Source organism: Lipingzhangella rawalii, assembly GCF_031628175.1.
Classification (GTDB): domain Bacteria; phylum Actinomycetota; class Actinomycetes; order Streptosporangiales; family Streptosporangiaceae; genus Lipingzhangella_A; species Lipingzhangella_A rawalii.
Genome location: NZ_JAVLVT010000003.1, coordinates 576,279 through 594,127, shown reverse-complemented (window position 1 = coordinate 594,127; position 17,849 = coordinate 576,279). Strand labels below are relative to the sequence as shown.

The window sequence follows — 17,849 nt, the reverse complement described above, 5'->3', positions numbered from 1 at the left end:
CTCAGGGTCCTTCACATTCGGAAGACGCCGAAGTTGGTGGTGCCGGCGACGGGGGCGGTGTGGATGGCCGACAGGCACAGGCCCAACACGGTCCGGGTGTCGCGCGGGTCGATGACACCGTCGTCGTAGATGCGCCCGGACAGGAACAGCGGTAGGGACTCGGCTTCGATCTGGTTCTCGATGGCCGCCCGCATATCGGCGTCGGCGGCCTCGTCGTAGGTGTCGCCCTTGGCCTCGGCCGCGGCACGCGCCACGATCGACACCACTCCGGCGAGCTGTTTCGGCCCCATCACGGCGGACTTGGCGCTGGGCCAGGAGAACAGGAACCTGGGATCGTAGGCGCGGCCGCACATGCCGTAGTGACCGGCGCCGTAGGAGGCGCCCAGGAGCACCGACAGGTGCGGCACCGTGGAGTTGGACACCGCGTTGATCATCATCGCGCCGTGTTTGATGATGCCGCCCTGCTCGTATGCGGAGCCCACCATGTATCCGGTGGTGTTGTGCAGGAACAGCAGGGGTGTGTCGGCGCGGTTGGCGAGCTGGATGAACTGGGCGGCCTTCTGCGACTCCGCGGAGAACAGCACGCCCTGGGCGTTGGCGAGAATCCCCACCGGGTATCCGTGCAGCTCGGCCCAACCGGTAACCAGGCTGGGGCCGTAGCGGGGTTTGAACTCGTCGAACTCGGATCCGTCCACGATGCGCGCAATGACGTCGCGGGGGTCGAAGGGGGCCTTGAGGTCGGCAGGTACGATGCCCAGCAGATCCTCGGCCGGGTACGCGGGCTCGCGTACCTGCGCGCGGGGGGCGGGACCCTGCTTGCGCCAGTTGAGGCGACGCACGATCCGGCGGCCGATACGTAGCGCGTCCTGCTCGTCCTCGGCCAGATAGTCGGCCAGTCCGGAGCTGCGGGCGTGCATCTCGCCGCCGCCGAGCTCCTCATCATCGGAATCCTCGCCGGTGGCCATCTTCACCAGCGGGGGTCCCCCGAGGAACACCTTGGCACGGTCCCGCACCAGCACCGTGTAGTCGGACATGCCGGGGATGTAGGCGCCGCCGGCGGTGGAGTTGCCAAACACGATCGCGAGGGTGGGGATGCCGGCGGCCGAGGCGCGGGTCAGGTCGCGGAACAGCTGCCCGCCCGGAACGAACACCTCCTTCTGCGAGGGCAGGTCGGCGCCGCCGGACTCCACTAGGGAGATCACCGGCAGCTGGTTACGCATCGCGATCTCGTTGGCGCGGGTGGTCTTGCGTAGGGTCCAGGGATTGCTGCTGCCGCCGCGGACCGTCGGGTCGTTGGCGACGATGAGGCACTCCACGCCCTGCACCGTGCCGATGCCGACCACGATCGAGGCGCCGACCTGATAGTCGCTGCCCCAGGCGGCCAGGGGACACAGTTCCAGGAACGGCGTGTCCTCGTCCACGAGGAGTTCGATGCGTTCGCGGGCGGTGAGTTTTCCGCGGTCCTTGTGACGTTGCAGTTTCTGCGGGCCACCGCCGGCGATGGCCTTGGCGTGCTCGGCCTCCACCTCGGCGAGTTTCTCCCGCATTGCCGCCGCGGCCTCGGCATGCTCGGCGCTACTCGGGTCAAGCGTCGAGGGCAGCGCGGCGGTGGTCGAGTCGGTGGGGTCGCTGGTGCCCGGTGTCGCGGTTGTCACGGGTGGTATCCCAACTGTCGTGCGGCCAGTCCGGTCAGGATCTCGCTGGTGCCGCCACCGATCGCGAGGATGCGCATGTCGCGGTACTGACGTTCCACCTCGCTGTCCCGCATGTAGCCCAAGCCTCCGAAGAGCTGCTGGGCCTCGCGCACCACCCACTCCCCGGTGGCCACCGCGGTGTTCTTCGCGAAGCAGGTCTCGGCCACGAGGTCTGCTTCGCCGGCGGCGACCCGTTCGGCGACGTGGCGCACGTAGACGCGGGCCACGTCGATGTGCCGGGCCATCTCGGTGAGGGTGTGCCGCACCGTCTGTCGCCCCAGCAGCACCCGTCCGAACGTTTCGCGTTCCCGGCACCAGGCCACGGCCAGGTCCAGGCAGCGTTGGGCACTGGCGTAGGCCTGCACGGCGAGGCTGAGCCGCTCGCTGTGGAAGGCGGTGGCGAGCTGCGCGAAACCGCTGTTCTCCGCACCGACCCGGTTGGCTACCGGAACCCGGCAGTCGGTGAATGCCAGCTGGGCGGTGTCGGAGGCGTGCCAGCCCAGCTTCTCCAGGCTGCGGTCGACGTGGAATCCGGGGGTGTCGGTCTCCACCACCAGCAGAGACAGCTCTCCGGCGCCGGTGCTGGCATGGTCGGTGTCGGGGGCCGTCGTGTCGTCGCTGCCGTCGGTACGCACCGCGGCAACGACGAAGTCGGCGCGGCAGCCGGAGGTGATGAAGGTCTTGGCGCCGTTGACGCGGTAGTACTCACCCTCGCGGGCGGCGCGGGTACGCAGGTGGGCCACGTCGGATCCGCCGCCGGGTTCGGTCACGGCCAGCGCGCCGATGGTGTCCCCGGCCAGAGTGGGGCGCACCCAGCGCTGCACCTGGGTGGGATCGGCGGCCATGGCCAGATGTGGCAGCGCGATTCCGGAGGTGAACAGGGAGGCGAACGCCCCGCCCGAGATGCCGGCGTAGTGCAGTTCTTCGACCATGGTGACGACGTCGACGAGGTCGCCGCCGCTGCCACCGACCTCGGTGGGAAAACCGATCCCGAGCAGGCCGAGCTCACCGGCCCGCTTGTGCAGCCAGCGGGGCAGCCGGCCCTGCCGTTCCCAGTCGTCGAGGTGCGGCAGTATCTCGGTCTCGGCGAATCGGCGCACGGTCGCGCGCAACTCGCCACGCTCGGGGGTGGTCCAGACACTCACGACAGGATCTCCTCGGGGATGGCGACATGTCGACTACGCAGCCACTCCCCCAGCCCCTTGGCCTGGGGGTCGAACCGGGCCTGGGCGGCCACACCGGCACCGAGGAGGCCATGCACCACGAAGTTCACCGCCCGCAACCGCGGCAGCAGAGTTCTGGAGATCTCCAGCTCGGCCGTCTCCGGGAGCAGTTCCCGCAGCCGCTGCGGACTCAGCTCGTGCACCAGCCAGCGCCACTGGGGCTCGGTGCGTACCCACACGCCGATGTTGGCGTCGCCACCCTTGTCGCCGCTGCGGGCCGCCGCGATGGTCCCCAGCGGGACCGCACGGGTCGGGCCAGCCGGTGGGGCGGCCGGCAGCTCGGGCTCGGCGACCTCGGCCAGCGGCTGGGTGCGCGGGCTGGGCTCGATATCGACCGCGGTTCCCTCGGGGAGGACCGCCCGGTGGGTGACCTCCCGGGAATTGACGGTTGCCGGGGCAAAGGCCCCGTAGACGCTGCCGTTGGTGGGGGGTGCGGTCAGGGTGAAGCCGGGGTAGCTGGCCAGGGCGAGCGCCACGGCGGTGCTGGAGAACGAGCGCCCCACCGCGTCGGGGTCGGGGTCGCGGCCCACACAGCGCAGTAGGGCGCTGGCCTGTTCCTGGGTCGCGGCGTCGGCCTGGTCGAGCCGCACGAGGGTCCAGGTCAACTCGCTGGGGCGGCGCGGCAGTTCCGCCTCGAACTGGGTGCGCACCAGGTCGGCCTTGGCCTCGATGTCCAGTCCCGTGAGCACGAAGGTGAGCTCGTTGCGGTGTCCGCCGACAGTGGTCAGGCATACCTTGTGGTCGGGTGGGGGTGGCTCGCCCTGAGCTCCGCTGATCCGAACCCGGTCCGGGCCGGCCTCGGTGAGGGTGATGCTGTCCAGGCGGGTCGTGACGTCGGGCCCGGCATAGCGGGCGTCGTCGATCTCGTACACCAGCTGCGCGGTGACGGTGTCCACGGTCACCGCTCCCCCAGTGTCGGGGTGTTTGGTGATCACACTGGACCCGTCCCGGTGCATCTCGGCGATGGGAAACCCGGGGTGGGCGAGATCCGTCAACTCGGTGAAGAAGGCGTAGTTGCCTCCGGTGGCCTGGGCTCCACACTCGATGACGTGTCCGGCGGCGACGGCGCCAGCCAGGCGGTCATAGTCCGTGCGCTGCCAGCCGAAGTGCGCGGCGGCGGGCCCCACGGCCAGTGCGGCGTCGGTGGTGCGTCCGGTGACCACGATGTCGGCCCCGGCCGTGAGGCACTCCGCGATACCCCAGGCACCGAGGTAGGCGTTGGCGGTGAGGTAGCCGGGAAAGCCGAGTTCTTCGGCACGTGAACTCAGGTCGTCTCCGGTGACATGTGCAACGCGGACTCCGATCCCCAGGCGCTGGGCAATCTCGTGCACGCGGTGGCCGAGCCCGGCCGGGTTGAGTCCCCCGGCGTTGACGACGATGCGCACCCCCGTGTCGATGGCCAGCCCCAGGCACTCCTCCAGCTGACGCAGGAAGGTCTTGGCGTAGCCCAAGGTGGGGTCGTTGGCGCGGTCCCGCCCGAGGATGAGCATGGTCATCTCGGCAAGGTAGTCGCCGGTGAGAACGTCCAGCTCGCCCTCGGTGAGCATCTCGCGCATGGCCGAGCGGCGGTCGCCGTAGAATCCGGAACAGTTTCCGATCCGGATCACCTCGGGGTCCGCGGCCAGGGCGCGGGCCGGTGCGGTGGATGCGGTGTGGGCGCGGTTGGTGGCGCTGCCGTCACTCACGTGGTTACCTCCGGAGCACGTCCGGCTCCGGGCGGCCCGGCGAAGGCCTGGGCGATGGTCAGCCAGTGCTGGGCGTCGGGACCGGTCGCCGTCAGGGTCAGGTCGTTGCGATGCCGGCGCTGGGTCACCAGAAGGCAGAAGTCCAGGGCGTCTGCCGTGACCCGCTGCTCGGCGTCCTCAGGTCCCCAGGTCCACAGCGTGTTGTCGGGGGCCCGCAGCTCGATCCGGAACGGGTCCGGGGGCGGTTGCAGACCATGTGCGGCGTAGGCGAAGTCGCGGGTGCGCACGCCCAGGTGGGCGACGTGGCGCAGCCGGCTGGTGGGGGACCTGGTCACACCGAGGGCGTCGGCGACGTCCTGGCCGTGTGCCCACGTCTCCATGATCCGGGCGGTGGCCATGGAGGTGGCCCGCATCGAGGTGCCGAACCAGGGCACCCGGGTGTGCGGGTCGGTGTTTCCGAGGGTCTCCAGCAGGCGTTCCCGGTCGCTGCGCCAGCGTTGTAGCAGCTGGTGCGGCGCTTCGGCAGTACCCTCTTCGGCGGCCTCGTCCACGAGGCTCGTCCCCTTCTCGGCACGGTCCAGGGCCTGAGCTACCAGCTCCGGGAACCGGTCCGGCTCGGTCAGGGCGAGCAGGGACACCTCGTCGGTCCAGGCCAGGTGGGCGATCTGGTGTGCGATCGTCCACCCGTCTGCCGGAGTGGCACCGCGCCAGGCCTCGGCCTCCAGCTCCGCAACGAGAGCATCGAGACTCGCTCCCTCGGCGCGAAGGTCGTGCAGTATGTCACGTATATCCGTCACACACGCCACCCTGACAATCTCCCAAGAAAAAATCAAGCATGAATGATTGATTTTTGACACGACGGCGCTCCCGGCCCTGCCTCGCTTCGCGCCTACCACGCACCGCACCCCAGCCCCACCCGGGCTGAACTCCGGCAGGAGCAGCCCCGTCCGCAGATTCGCTGTCCACGTCGGCATGATGGAAGGGTTGACCTACGCCCCGGGGGCCATGTCCGACATCCGGGGTCCCATCCGTGCCGAGTCACAGGAGACGCCCGTGGACGCAGCTGCCGTTGTCACCGGCATGGCCCTGCCGCTGGCCGCTGCCCTGATCGCCGGCCTGGCCGCCATGGCGGTGCGCCTTCCCCCGATGGTGGGATTCCTCGCCGCCGGATTCGCACTCAACGCCTACGGCTTCCCCGCCGACCCGGCACAGCAGGACATCGCCGGTGTCATCGACGTGCTCGCCGACGTCGGGGTCACCCTGCTGCTGTTCACCATCGGTCTCAAACTCAACGTGCGCACCCTGCTGCGCCCCGAGATCTGGGGAACCGCCACCCTGCACATGCTCGGTTCGACCACCCTGTTCGTGGGCGTGGTCGGGGCCATCAAACTGTTGGGCTTCACCCTGCTGCACGACGCCGATGCCATCACCCTGATCCTGGTCGGCTTCGCCCTGTCCTTCTCCAGCACCGTCTTCGCCGTCAAGACACTGGAGGAACGCAGCGAAATGGGGTCGCTGTACGGGCGACTGGCCATCGGCGTGCTGATCATGCAGGACGTCTTCGCCGTCGTCTTCATCACCGGCTCCACCGGCCAACTCCCCAGCCCATGGGCCCTGGCCCTACTCCTGTTGATCCCGCTCGCCCCGGTCCTCCAGCGCCTGCTGGACCGGATCGGTCACGGCGAGATGCAGATCCTGTACGGAATCGCCGCTGCCCTCCTCCTTGGCTTCGTGCTGTTCGAGTCGGTGGGGATCAAGGGCGACCTCGGGGCTCTGATCGTCGGGATGCTGCTGGCCCCGGCGATCAACGCCGCCTCCCTGGCCTCGGCCATGTTCCACCTCAAGGAGCTGTTCCTGGTCGGATTCTTCCTCAGCATCGGCCTCACGGCCCTGCCTGATCTGGAGTCGCTACTGCTCGCCCTGCTGTTGCTGCTGGTGGTACCGGTCAAGAGCCTGATGTACGTCGCCCTGTTCCTGCGGTTCCGGCTGCGGGGCCGCACCGCCCTGTTGAGTGGGCTGAGCCTGAGCAACTTCTCCGAGTTCGGGCTGATCGTGGCCGCGCTGGCCACCGGCCAGGGCTGGCTGGACGACCAGTGGCTGGTGGTCCTCGCCCTGACGGTCGCCCTGAGCTTCGCGATCGCCGCCCCACTGAACACCCGCGGCGAGGGGCTGTACCGGGTGAGCCGCCGGCGGCTCACCCGGCATCAGCGCGAACACCTCCATCCCAGCGACCAACCCGTCGACCTGAGCGGAGCCCAGGCGGTCGTCCTCGGAATGGGCCGCGTCGGCCAGGGAGCATACGACCAGCTCAGCCAGGTGCACGGGCTGCGCCCGCTCGGGGTGGAGCACAGCCCCGAGCGCATCCGCGAGCTGCGCAGCGCCGGATACCAGGTCGTCGAGGGCGACGCCGCCGACGCCGACTTCTGGGACCGGTTGATGTTGGCCGAGGAGACCCGGATCGTCCTGCTGGCCATGCCCCACCAGCACGGAAACCAGTCCGCGCTGGCGCAACTTCGCGACCGCCGCCCACACCTCACCATCGCCGGAGTGGTCAACCACACCGACGAGATCGACGAGCTGCACCGGGAGGGTGCCGACGCCGTCTTCCACCTCTACGCCGAGGCCGGACAAGCCCTGGCCGACGACGCGATCCGCGCCTCCCGCACCCGGTGACCAGCACCCCGCGTCTGCTGGGGGCAACTCCTACATCGGTGCAGGGGTTCCGGCAGGCTTCCCGGCCCGCCTTGTGCGCGGTATCGGCCACCAGCGCAGACCCCAAGGCCACCCCGCCTGGGTGACCTTGGGTTCACTCTGGCAGCTGGGGGCCGGCCCCCAGTCCATGAGAGCGTGGAAAAGCCGATGGGGGTGGGGAAAGGCCGATGGGGGTGCACGGAGCCGGCATCGGGACGGGGCCCTGGCCGTTGTCCCCCGTGCGCAGTACCGTTACGACATGGTGGAACAGGTGGAACCGACAGTTCGGGCCCAGGACTTCGAAAGCGCTACCGACCCCTTCCGGCGGGAGATCACGGCGCACTGCTACCGCATGCTCGGCTCGGTACACGAGGCCGAGGACCTGGTCCAGGAGACCTACATCCGTGCCTGGCGCGCCTACGACCGCTTCGAGGGCCGTTCCAGTGTGCGTACCTGGCTCCACCGGATCGCCACCCGCACCTGTCTGACCGCGTTGGAGAACCGGGAACGCCGGCCCCTCCCCACCGGGCTCGGTGGCCCCACCAGCACACCGGAGGGCCAGTTGGAATCCCGGACCGACGTTCCGTGGCTGGAGCCGGCCCCCGACGACAAGGTCGGAGTTGCCGACGACACCGACCCAGGCACGGTGGTCACCTCCCGGGAAAGCGTGCGCCTGGCCCTGGTTGCCGCACTCCAGTACCTTCCACCCCGCCAGCGCGCCGTGCTGGTGCTGCGGGACGTACTGAGCTTCCGCGCCGCGGAGGTCGCCGAGATCCTGGAACTGTCCACGGCCGCGGTCAACAGCCTGCTCCAGCGCGCCCGTGCCCAGCTGGCCGAGGTCACTCCCGCCGCGGAGGACACCGCCGAGCCGGACACCGCCCAGCAGCGTGCGCTCCTGGACCGCTACGTCACCGCATTCGAGAACTACGACATCCCCGCGCTGGTCGACCTGTTCCGCGCCGACGCCGTCTGGGAGATGCCCCCGTTCGTTACCTGGGTGCGCGGCGCAGACGCCATCGGGCGGCTGATCGACGCCCAGTGCCCCGCCGAGCGGCCGGGGGATCTGCTGCTCGTGCCGACCGCCGCCAACGGGCAGCCGGCGTTCGGGGTGTACGAACGCACCGGCGATGGAAAGCACGAGCCGTTCCAGATCCAGGTGCTCCAGCTCCACGGCGCACGGGTGGGGCACGTGGCGACGTTCTTCGACACCAGTCTGTTTTCCACCTTCGGCCTACCACCCACCCCGCCGCACCGCGCCTGACCGTTCACAACCTCGGGGAGAACGCGAACAACAGCCCAGCCACCGACGACAGAGCATGGGAGGTGGGCACATGGTGTCCCGCGGACTGCGGCGGCTCCAGCGCCTGCGGGCCACAGACCCGGATCGGGTGCACGGCTTTCGGCTGGTGGGGCGTGTCGGTTCCGGTGGCATGGGCACCGTCTACGCGGCCACGGCCGAGGGCGTGCGCGGTTATGTGGCGCTCAAGGTGATCCACCCCGAGCACTCCCGTGACGCGCGGTTTCGCGCCCAGTTCGCCCGGGAGGCACGCGCGCTGGCCCAGGTGGACAGCCGCTGTGTGGCCCGGTTCGTCCTCGCCGATGTCACCGCACCGCAGCCGTGGCTGGCCACCGAGTACGTACCGGGGCCCACCCTGCGCGGCCATGTCACCCGGCATCGGGCCCTGCACGGCGACACCCTGCGTGGATTCGCCCTGGGCACGGCCGAGGGTGTGCGGGCGGTCCACACCGCCGGGCTCATCCACCGCGACCTGAAACCGGGCAATGTGATCCTCGGTGCGGCCGGCCCCAAGCTCGTGGATTTCGGGGTTGCCTACCCGCGGCGACGCGGGGACGCCACCCGGTGGCTTCGGCTCCGCCGTGCCCGACGACGGCTCCGCGAGCGTCGTCTGGCCCAGCCCGGCGATCCGGTCCCGGTGACACTGCGCCCAGGACCCAGGGACCGGCTGGGCACACCGGGATGGATCAGCCCGGAACAGTATCGCGGTGCCGAGGTGGGTCCCGCATCCGACGTGTACCAGTGGGGCTGCGTGGTTGCCTTCGCTGCCTCGGGGCGCGACCCCTTCGGGCAGGGGCCACCCGAGGAGCTGCGCCGCCGCGTGCTGGAAGAGTCCCCCGACCTCGACCGGCTGGTGGATCCGCTCACGGAACTGGTGCCCGCAGCGATGTCTCGGGCCGCCGAGGATCGCCCCACGCCCTCCGAGCTCGTGGACGCACTGCTCCCGCCGCGGCCGCATCCCACCCCGGGATACCCGGCCGCGGTCGGCGCGACCCTGGCCCAGGTGTGGCCGGGACGGCCGGAGCGACTGCCCAAACCGCCCCGGGAGTGGCCCTGGACGGGGTCCCGGCACCGGGCCGGGAGACGTTCCTGAGCCAGGTTGACCCCTGATCCCAGGAACAGCGCCACCGCCCCGACGGCGCCGGGAGGACGCTGGCACTGCCAGGTAGCCCAGCAGTACAGGGGTTCGGCACGGACACGCTCACCACCGGCCGGTCGGGTGCCGCAGTTGCGGTCCGACCGGCAGCGCGGCGTCGGGATCCGGGATCCGGGCCGTGCGGACTGCGTGGTCAGCGCCTCAGGCCCACAGTTGCCCCTCCAGGCGTTCTTCCGCCTCGGCGAGGGTACCCTCGTAGGCCCCGGTGGACAGGTACTTCCAGCCACCGTCGGCGATGATGATCGCGATATCGGCGCGCTCCCCCGCCTTGGTGGCCTTGGCCGCCTCCCCCAGTGCGGCGTGCAGCGCACCACCCGTGGAGACCCCGGCGAAGATCCCTTCCTGGGTCAACAGCTCGCGGGTACGTTTCAGCGCGGCGTCCGAAGGCACCGAGAACCGGGTGGTCAGCACCGACTCGTCGTACAGCTCCGGGACGAAGCCCTCGTCGAGATTACGGAGGCCGTAGACCAGCTCCCCGTACCGGGGCTCGGCGGCGACGATGCGCACCTGGGGGCGCTGCTCGCGCAGGTACCGCCCCACCCCCATCAGCGTGCCGGTGGTGCCCAGACCGGCGACGAAATGGGTGATCTCCGGGAGGTCCGCGAGCAGCTCCGGACCGGTGGTCTCGTAGTGCGCCTGGGCGTTGGCAGCGTTCCCGTACTGGTACAACATGACCCAGTCGGGGTTGTCCTCCGCCATCTGCTTGGCGACCCGTACCGCCTCATTGGAGCCACCGGCGGCCGGAGAGTAGTGGATCTCCGCCCCCCACATCCGCAACAGTTGGGTGCGTTCGGCGGAGGTGTTCTCCGGCATGACACACACCAGGCGATAGCCCCGCAGTTGGGCCACCATCGCCAGCGAGATCCCGGTGTTGCCCGAGGTGGGTTCCAGGATGGTGCTGCCCGGCTGGAGCAGCCCCTCCTTCTCCGCCCGCTGGATCATGAAGAAGGCGGTGCGGTCCTTGACCGATCCGGTGGGGTTGCGGTCCTCCAGCTTGGCCCACAGCCGTACTTCGGGGCTCGGGGACAGGGCGGGCAACCCCACGAGCGGAGTGTGCCCGAGGGAGTCCAGCAGGGAGTCGTAACGCATCGTCGACACCGCTCCGGCGTGCCTAGAGCCGTCCGCCGGCCACGGCCGGCAGCACGGTCACGGTGTCCCCGTCGGATACAGCCGTGTCGATCCCGCCGAGGAACCGCACGTCCTCGTCGTTGAGGTACACGTTCACGAACCGGCGCAGCTTGCCCTCCTCCACGATCCGTGCCGCGATTCCCGGGTGCCGGGCGTCGAGATCACTGACAAGCTCGCCGAGTGTGCCGCCGCTGCCCTCGACGGTCTTGGCCCCGCCGGTGTAGTCCCGCAGGATCGTGGGGATGCGGACCTCGATTGCCATGGGCTTCTCTTCTCCGTTGCTCACTGGGGCTGAACATGGGCGGACCGGATGGTTCCGGTCCCTGGCGGGTAACAACCCACCGATACGGGCGCATTCCGCAGAAGACCCGCGCTACGGAACGATCTCGACCTCTTCTTCGGTGACCTCGCCGTCCACGATCCGGTAGGAGCGGAACTCCACGGTCTCGGGATCCCGGGTGGACACCAGAACGTAGTGGGCACCCGGCTCATGGGCGTAGGAGATGTCGGTACGCGAGGGATAGGCCTCGGTCGCGGTGTGCGAGTGGTAGATGACCACGGGTTCCTCGTCCCGATCGTCCATCTCCCGCCACACGCGCAGCTGCTCGTGGGAGTCGAAGCGGTAGAAGGTGGGCGAGCGCTCCGCATTGATCATCTCGATGAACCGTTCCGGGCGATCCGTACCCTCAGGGCCGGCCACCACGCCGCACGCCTCGTCCGGATGGTCCCTGCGCGCATGCGCGACAATCTTGTCGTAGATCGAACGATCAATCCTGAGCATAGACCCAGCCTAGCCTCTCCCAATCCATACCCATCAGATAGGTAGGAATATCCTAGTCCTGGATGGCCCGGATCAGAGAGTCCTGCATCCCACTGAGCCAGTCGTAAATGTTGAGCGCGGCCTCGGTCGCCTCGGCGTCCTCACCCCCACCTCCTCGCCGACCCTGCCGGCTCTGCCGGTCCTGCTCTCGCTGTGTGAGGGTCTCCTCGTCAACGTTCAACCGGGTTCCCAGGATCAGCCGGACGTCGTTCAGCGACTTCATCCAGGCCTGGGCGGTCTCCGCGTCCAGCTCGACCTGCCCCCCGGACTCCGGAATACTGGCCAGCATCGCGGCAGCGTTCGCGCGTTTACTCTGCCGCAGCCCGTCCTCGGTGTAGCGCCGAAACTCCGCTGCGGCCGTCGCCCCCTCCTCGCCGTCCTTCGCATAGGCGTCGGGCAACAGCCGGGCCAGGACCGGATCCTCGGGGGTCTCGCTGTTGCTTCCGATCCCCACCATGGCCGCGAGCTCGTCCTGCTCCTCCGGTGCCTCCACCAGCTCCAGGACGAGCTGGGCCATGGACCGTAGGACCGTCGCCTCCTCCGAGTCCAGCTCGATCCGGACTCCACCGCCCCGCAGACCGCGAAACCCACCAAACGCCATCGGGGTCGTGCTCCCTCTCGCCTGTCTCGGGGCTACTTGTCCTGCTGAAGCGTCGCCCACAACCCGTAGTCGTGCAGCGTCGCCACGTCGCGCTCCATCTCCTCACGCGACCCGCTGGAAACCACGGCACGCCCGTTGTGATGGACCTCCATGGTGAGCTTATGTGCCTTGCGACGGGAGTAGCCGAAGACCTGCTGAAACACGTAGGTGACATACGACACCAGATTCACCGGGTCGTTCCACACGATCGTCACCCAGGGCAGCTCGGGCTTGGCGGTGTGCTCGGTATCCGGCCGCTCCAGTTCGACCGGCGCCGTCGGCATAGCTTCATCACCTTCTTCGTCCCGCTCCGCGCCACAGATGGCCCCGCTCCTTGTCCACGGTAATTGTTCCATTCCTTCCCGCAGAACCGGAAACCCACGTTTCCGCGGCCTAGGATTTTGTTACCGACAGGCACAAACTAGGCTGAACAGTATGACGGACTTCTCCGGAGCGAGCGCGGCCGGCCCCGCCAGCACCGCGCTCCTCACCGACCGGTACGAGTTGACCATGCTGCGCAGCGCCCTGGCCAGCGGCGCGGCCGAACGCCGCACGGTCTTCGAGATGTTCGCGCGCCACCTGCCGGGCGGTCGCCGCTACGGTGTGGTCGCCGGGACCACGCGGTTCCTGGACGCACTCGAACGTTTCCGGTTCGATACGCCGGTGCTGGACTTCCTCAGCCGCGAGCAGGTCGTGGACGAGGCCACCCTGGAGTGGCTGGCCGGCTACGAGTTCCGCGGCGATATCTGGGGCTACCCCGAGGGCGACTGCTATCTCCCCGGATCTCCGATCCTCGTGGTCGAAGCCACCTTCGCCGAGGCCGTGCTTCTGGAGACCCTGGCCCTGTCCATCTTCAACCACGACTGCGCCGTCGCAACCGCCGCCTCCCGCATGGTGACCGCGGCCGGCCAGCGTCCCCTGATCGAGATGGGCTCCCGGCGCACCCACGAGCAGGCAGCGGTGGCCGCTGCCCGCGCCGCCTACATCGCTGGCTTCGCCTCCACGTCGAACCTGGCGGCCGGTCAGGCCCACGGTGTGCCCACCGCGGGCACCAGTGCCCACGCCTTCACCCTCCTGCATGGAACGGAACGCGAGGCCTTCGCCGCACAGCTGTCCGCGCTGGGCCCCGGCACCACCCTGCTCGTCGACACCTACGACGTGACCGCGGCAACCCGTATCGGGATCGAGCTCGCCGGCACGGAGCTGGGTGCCGTCCGCATCGACTCCGGGGACCTAAGCGAACAGGCCAGCCAGCTTCGCGCCCTGTTGGACGCGCACGGCGCCCGAGACACCCGGGTTGTGGTCACCGGAGACCTGGACGAGCACGCCATCCAGGCCCTGGCCGTGGCGCCCGTGGACGGCTACGGCGTGGGGACGAGCGTGGTGACGGGTTCCGGAGCACCGACAGCCGCACTGGTCTACAAGCTGGTTGCCCGCGCGGAACATGCCGCCCCGGACGCACCCCTCCTGCCCGTGGCCAAACGTTCCGTGGGCAAGCCCACCCTCGGTGGCCGCAAGTGGCCGGTGCGGCGGTTCGATCCGGACACGCGGACCGCAACGGCGGAGGTCGTCTATGCTCACGAGCCCGAACCGGCCGCGTTCGAGGAGCCCCGCCTGGTGAAACTGGTCGACGGCGGGAAGGTTGTCCACCAGGAGTCGCTCGACACGGCCCGCCGCCGCCACGCCGCGACACGCAGTGCGCTTCCGCCGGCCGCGCGACGCATGTCCCGGGGCGAGCCGGCCATCCCCACCATCTTCGAGAACCGCACAGACACACCGGAACAGAGGAGGACGTGATGTCCCCAGCACCGGCACTCATCGTGGTCGACGTGCAGAACGACTTCTGCGAGGGCGGGAGCCTCGCGGTCGCCGGAGGCGCCCAGCTGGCCGCGGACCTGTCGACATTCCTCGCCGAACATGCCGCGGACTACTCCCACGTCGTAGCCACCCGTGACTACCATATCGACCCCGGAGCCCACTTCTCCGACGAACCCGACTTCGTGCGGTCCTGGCCCCCGCACTGCCGGGCTAGGACGCCAGGCGCGGACTTCCACCCCAGTCTGGACACCAGCCGGGTGGAGAGCGTCTTCGACAAGGGACAGTACTCCGACGGATACAGCGGTTTCGAAGGGGAAACCGAGGACCACACCCCGCTGGCCGAATGGCTACGCTCCCGCGGTGTGGACACGGTGGAGGTGGTGGGCATCGCCACGGACCACTGCGTCCGGGCCACCGCACTCGACGCGGCACGCAACGGTTTCGCCACCCGGGTCCGGCTCGACCTCACCGCGGGTGTGGCCGAGCCGACCGTGACCGCGGCACTGGAGGAGCTACGCGCCGCCCAGATTGAGGTGTCTGGACAGCCACGCGTGGCCACGTAACCGGCGGACCCCGGCGACACGGTTCCCATGGGGCCACTCGGACCGGAGCACGGGCACCCTCCGGCAGGACGGGACAGGACGTCGCCTGACCAGGTCCGGCCAGGAAATAGCCCCGCGACGCACGCCCACACTACGCTCAGCTTGTCCCCGCCCCGATTGATCTTGGACTCCAAGCGTGCCCCGAATCCGATCCGTGTCGGCCATCGCGTCCGCCGTGTGCATCGTGCTGCTGCTCCACCAGCCCACCCCCGCGTCCGGTACGGACGAGCCACCGCGGGGCTCGGTCGTCACCGTTGCGGGCACCGGCGAGTCCGGCTACTCCGGGGACGGCCACGACGCGGTGGACGCGCGGCTCAACGATCGCCTGAACATCGACCTGGACAGCGGCGGCACCCTCTACATCGCTGATCGGGACAATCAGCGCCTGCGCGTGGTCGAACCGGACGGCACGATCGACACGGTTCCCGGAACCCGAGGTGAGCGCTCCCCGGAAACCGAGGACACCGACGTCGACGATTGGATCTATGGCCCCGGCAACGCCCCCATCGCGGTGGCCACGGACGAAACCGACGCGGTGTACGTGGCCGCGCGCAACGACCTACGAGTGATCGACCCCGATGGGGAATTCACCACCGTGGTCGACGGCAGTGGGGACGACAGCGGCGCGGACTTCCGCGGCGATGGCGACGGTGGGGACGGTGGCCCCGCGATCGAGGCCGCGCTCTACAGGGCGTTGGATGTCGCCGTGGGCGACGCGGGCACCCTCTATATCGCCGACACCAGCAACGACCGGATCCGGGTCGTCGACACCGACGGCGAGATCGACACGCTCGCGGGCGGCGGCGGAGACCCCCTCACCGAGGCGACAGAGGCGGCCGAGGCCCACCTGCCCCGGCCGCAGAGTGTGGCGTTGGACTCCACCGGCGCGGTGTACGTCACCGTGGAGAATCGTGCCGCGGTGTTCCGCGTCGCTCCCGACGGTTCCCTCCAGGTCGTCGCGGGAACGGGCGACCCCGGCTATGCGGGCGACGGCGGCCCGGCCACCGAGGCTCAGCTCTAGTCCCGCGGGTGTCACCGTGGACGAGGACGACCGTGTCTACCTCGCCAGCTCCCATGGCGTGCGCATGGTGCGCCCGGACGGCACCATCGACACCATCGTGGACAGTGAGTCCGAGGAGGACGACTCCACCACCACGCGCTCTCCACCGGATGCGCTCGCTCTGGACCCGCACGGCAACCTGTACTTCACCCAGCCGTCCACCAACCAGGTACAGGTCGTCGTGCGCCCGGCGGACATGGGGTCGATGTCCGGGACGCAGGTGGCACTGATCGCCCTGGGGGCACTGGGACTCGTGGCGCTCCTCGCGGCGGTCGGGCTGCGCGACCAGCTCGACACACTGGCCCGCAACCCCCGGCGGATCCCCGGCGCGGTGGGAACACTCCCGGTGCTGGCACTCACCACGTGCCTGGTGGACGGCCTCAGCTGTCTGGAACGGCGCCTGGGCCGCACCGAAGCGTGATGAAGCGCCGCCTGTACCGCCCGCCGTCGGCCACGGGCGGCGGCAGTGTGCCCGTGGCTATCCTGTTACCTCCGTCCCGAAACACCGAGGAGGGCACCCGACATGCGGATCGTGGCTGGCGACCCGGCGCAGGCACAGATCGCGGAATTTCTGGAAGAGCACCTGCGCGAGATGCGTGCCGTCACGCCCCCGGAGAGCAAGCACGCTCTCGACCTGGACGGGCTGCGCGGTCCCGGGATCACGTTCTGGTCGGTGTGGGACGACGGCACCGTCGTGGGGTGCGGCGCGCTCAAGGGGCTGGACCCGACGCACGCGGAGGTGAAGGCGATGCGCACGGCTCCGCGCCGCCAGCGCTCCGGGGTGGCGACGCTGCTGCTCACGCACATCCTCGACGAGGCCACGCGCCGGGGGTTCACGCGGCTGAGCCTGGAGACCGGCAGCGCCGAGTTCTTCCGGCCTGCCCGGCAGCTGTACGCGAAGTTCGGGTTCGAATCCTGCGCACCGTTCGCGGACTACCGTCCCGACCCCAATAGCGTGTTCATGACCAGGCAGCTGTGAGTATGGGCCGAACACCCCCGTACTGCCCGCCGGGTCTCAGTCCATCCCGATCGCGTACCGCACCCGAGCGAGGGTCGCACGGGCCCGCGTGCGGGCCCGCTCCGCCCCGTCGGCGAGGATATCGTCGAGCTCACTGTCCGCAGCGACCAGCTGCTCGTAACGCTCCCGCATGCCGGCGAAGGTCGCGTTGAGTGTCTCGAACAGTGCGTCCTTCACCTCGCCCCAGCCCGTTCCGCCGGCCTCCAGGCGCTTGCGCATCGCGGCCACCTGGTCGGCGTCGGCGAACTGCTCGTAGAGCCGGAACGGAACCGAGCTGTCCGGGTCCTTGGGTTCCGCCACCGGGGTGGAGTCGGTGGGGATGCGCCGCACCAACTTCTTCAGCCGGTTCTCGGGCAGGAAAATCGGGATGTGGTTGTCGTAGGACTTGCTCATCTTCCGGCCGTCGATTCCGGGGAGCACGCTGCCCTCGCCCTCGGGGTAGCGGCCCTGCGGCACTGGGAATCCGTAGTTCTCGCCGTACAGGTGGTTGAACGCCCCCGCGATGTCGGCCGCGTACTCGATGTGCTGGGCCTGGTCTCGGCCCACCGGCACGTAGTTCGTCTCCATCACCAGGATGTCGGCGGCCATGAGAATCGGGTAGTTGAACAGACCCATGTTCACCCCGGCGTCCAGGTCGGCACTGCCGGCCTCGGCGTTGCGGTCCCGCGCGGCCTTGTAGGCGTGTGCCCGGTTCATCAGGCCCTTGGCGGTTACCGTGCTGAGGATGGTGGCGAGCTCGAATACCTCGGGCACGCCGGACTGGCGATACAGGATGGTACGGGTGGGGTCCAGCCCGCAGGCAAGCCACGTGGCGGCGACCGAACGGATGTCCTCGCGCAGCTTCTGCGGATCCTTCGTGGAGTTCAGCGAGTGATAGTCCGCGAGGAAGTACATGGACTCGACGTCCGGCCCGGAGTCGGCCAACGTGAGTGCGGGTTGGATCGCACCGACATAGTTGCCGATGTGCGGCATTCCCGAGGTCTGAATGCCGGTCAGGTAGGTGGTGGTCGCTGCCAT

General features: G+C 69.4%; 18 protein-coding genes. 8 read left to right on the top strand and 10 right to left on the bottom strand.

Features of this window, described 5'->3' with window-relative positions; genetic code table 11:
* Positions 1 to 11 precede the first annotated feature (11 nt).
* From RIF23_RS09430 to RIF23_RS09415, 4 genes are read right to left on the bottom strand one after another with little or no spacing between them, the layout of a single operon-like run.
* Complete coding sequence (locus RIF23_RS09430; RefSeq protein ID WP_407659446.1) at positions 12 to 1,601, bottom strand: acyl-CoA carboxylase subunit beta; 1,590 nt, start codon at positions 1,599 to 1,601, stop codon at positions 12 to 14.
* A 50-nt stretch (positions 1,602 to 1,651) separates the two neighbouring features.
* Complete coding sequence (locus RIF23_RS09425; protein ID WP_310912024.1) at positions 1,652 to 2,839, bottom strand: acyl-CoA dehydrogenase family protein; 1,188 nt, start codon at positions 2,837 to 2,839, stop codon at positions 1,652 to 1,654.
* On the bottom strand, positions 2,836 to 4,542 hold the full coding sequence (locus tag RIF23_RS09420; RefSeq protein ID WP_407659445.1) for an acyclic terpene utilization AtuA family protein: 1,707 nt from the start codon (positions 4,540 to 4,542) through the stop codon (positions 2,836 to 2,838). The genes RIF23_RS09425 and RIF23_RS09420 overlap by 4 nt, the downstream gene beginning before the upstream one ends.
* Positions 4,543 to 4,598: 56 nt before the next feature.
* Positions 4,599 to 5,399 (bottom strand): TIGR03084 family metal-binding protein, encoded by an 801-nt coding sequence (locus tag RIF23_RS09415; protein ID WP_310912023.1) that lies wholly within the window; start codon positions 5,397 to 5,399, stop codon positions 4,599 to 4,601.
* Positions 5,400 to 5,655: 256 nt separating this feature from the next.
* Here RIF23_RS09415 and RIF23_RS09410 point away from each other — a divergent pair, with 256 nt between their 5' ends.
* The 3 genes from RIF23_RS09410 to RIF23_RS09400 all read left to right on the top strand — a co-directional run bounded on the left by RIF23_RS09410 (position 5,656) and on the right by RIF23_RS09400 (position 9,683).
* Positions 5,656 to 7,275 carry a cation:proton antiporter domain-containing protein gene (locus RIF23_RS09410; RefSeq protein WP_310912022.1) on the top strand — a complete coding sequence of 540 codons (1,620 nt, stop codon included), beginning with the start codon at positions 5,656 to 5,658 and terminating at the stop codon, positions 7,273 to 7,275.
* A gap of 277 nt (positions 7,276 to 7,552) precedes the next feature.
* Positions 7,553 to 8,554, top strand: a complete 1,002-nt coding sequence (locus tag RIF23_RS09405; RefSeq protein WP_407659434.1) for a sigma-70 family RNA polymerase sigma factor — start codon at positions 7,553 to 7,555, stop codon at positions 8,552 to 8,554.
* A gap of 70 nt (positions 8,555 to 8,624) precedes the next feature.
* Positions 8,625 to 9,683: a serine/threonine-protein kinase gene (locus RIF23_RS09400; protein ID WP_310912020.1), complete on the top strand. Its 1,059-nt coding sequence runs from the start codon at positions 8,625 to 8,627 to the stop codon at positions 9,681 to 9,683.
* A gap of 204 nt (positions 9,684 to 9,887) precedes the next feature.
* Here the strand turns inward: RIF23_RS09400 and RIF23_RS09395 are convergent, their stop codons facing one another.
* The 5 genes from RIF23_RS09395 to clpS form a co-directional block, all read right to left on the bottom strand.
* On the bottom strand, positions 9,888 to 10,835 hold the full coding sequence (locus RIF23_RS09395) for a PLP-dependent cysteine synthase family protein (protein ID WP_310912019.1): 948 nt from the start codon (positions 10,833 to 10,835) through the stop codon (positions 9,888 to 9,890).
* Between the two features lie 22 nt (positions 10,836 to 10,857).
* A complete protein-coding gene (locus tag RIF23_RS09390; RefSeq protein WP_310912018.1) occupies positions 10,858 to 11,136 on the bottom strand; it encodes a MoaD/ThiS family protein in 279 nt (92 codons plus the stop codon).
* Between the two features lie 111 nt (positions 11,137 to 11,247).
* Entirely contained in the window at positions 11,248 to 11,655 is a 408-nt protein-coding gene (locus tag RIF23_RS09385; protein WP_310912017.1) for a M67 family metallopeptidase, read from the bottom strand.
* Between the two features lie 52 nt (positions 11,656 to 11,707).
* Positions 11,708 to 12,295: a DUF2017 domain-containing protein gene (locus RIF23_RS09380; protein ID WP_310912016.1), complete on the bottom strand. Its 588-nt coding sequence runs from the start codon at positions 12,293 to 12,295 to the stop codon at positions 11,708 to 11,710.
* Between the two features lie 32 nt (positions 12,296 to 12,327).
* Positions 12,328 to 12,618 carry an ATP-dependent Clp protease adapter ClpS gene (clpS, locus tag RIF23_RS09375; protein WP_310912015.1) on the bottom strand — a complete coding sequence of 97 codons (291 nt, stop codon included), beginning with the start codon at positions 12,616 to 12,618 and terminating at the stop codon, positions 12,328 to 12,330.
* A 151-nt stretch (positions 12,619 to 12,769) separates the two neighbouring features.
* Here clpS and RIF23_RS09370 point away from each other — a divergent pair, with 151 nt between their 5' ends.
* From RIF23_RS09370 to RIF23_RS09350, 5 genes are all read left to right on the top strand, one after another.
* Positions 12,770 to 14,131 carry a nicotinate phosphoribosyltransferase gene (locus RIF23_RS09370; RefSeq protein ID WP_310912014.1) on the top strand — a complete coding sequence of 454 codons (1,362 nt, stop codon included), beginning with the start codon at positions 12,770 to 12,772 and terminating at the stop codon, positions 14,129 to 14,131.
* Positions 14,131 to 14,715 (top strand): pyrazinamidase PncA, encoded by a 585-nt coding sequence (gene pncA / locus RIF23_RS09365; RefSeq protein WP_310912013.1) that lies wholly within the window; start codon positions 14,131 to 14,133, stop codon positions 14,713 to 14,715. Before RIF23_RS09370 ends, pncA begins: the two co-directional genes overlap by 1 nt.
* Before the next feature lie 175 nt (positions 14,716 to 14,890).
* On the top strand, positions 14,891 to 15,775 hold the full coding sequence (locus RIF23_RS09360; protein WP_310912012.1) for an NHL domain-containing protein: 885 nt from the start codon (positions 14,891 to 14,893) through the stop codon (positions 15,773 to 15,775).
* Positions 15,776 to 15,791: 16 nt separating this feature from the next.
* On the top strand, positions 15,792 to 16,235 hold the full coding sequence (locus RIF23_RS09355) for an NHL repeat-containing protein (protein ID WP_310912011.1): 444 nt from the start codon (positions 15,792 to 15,794) through the stop codon (positions 16,233 to 16,235).
* A 102-nt stretch (positions 16,236 to 16,337) separates the two neighbouring features.
* Entirely contained in the window at positions 16,338 to 16,793 is a 456-nt protein-coding gene (locus tag RIF23_RS09350; RefSeq protein WP_310912010.1) for a GNAT family N-acetyltransferase, read from the top strand.
* 36 nt (positions 16,794 to 16,829) lie between these two features.
* On the opposite strand, the gene RIF23_RS09345 is transcribed toward RIF23_RS09350, so the two are convergent.
* Entirely contained in the window at positions 16,830 to 17,849 is a 1,020-nt protein-coding gene (locus tag RIF23_RS09345) for a tryptophan--tRNA ligase (RefSeq protein ID WP_310912009.1), read from the bottom strand.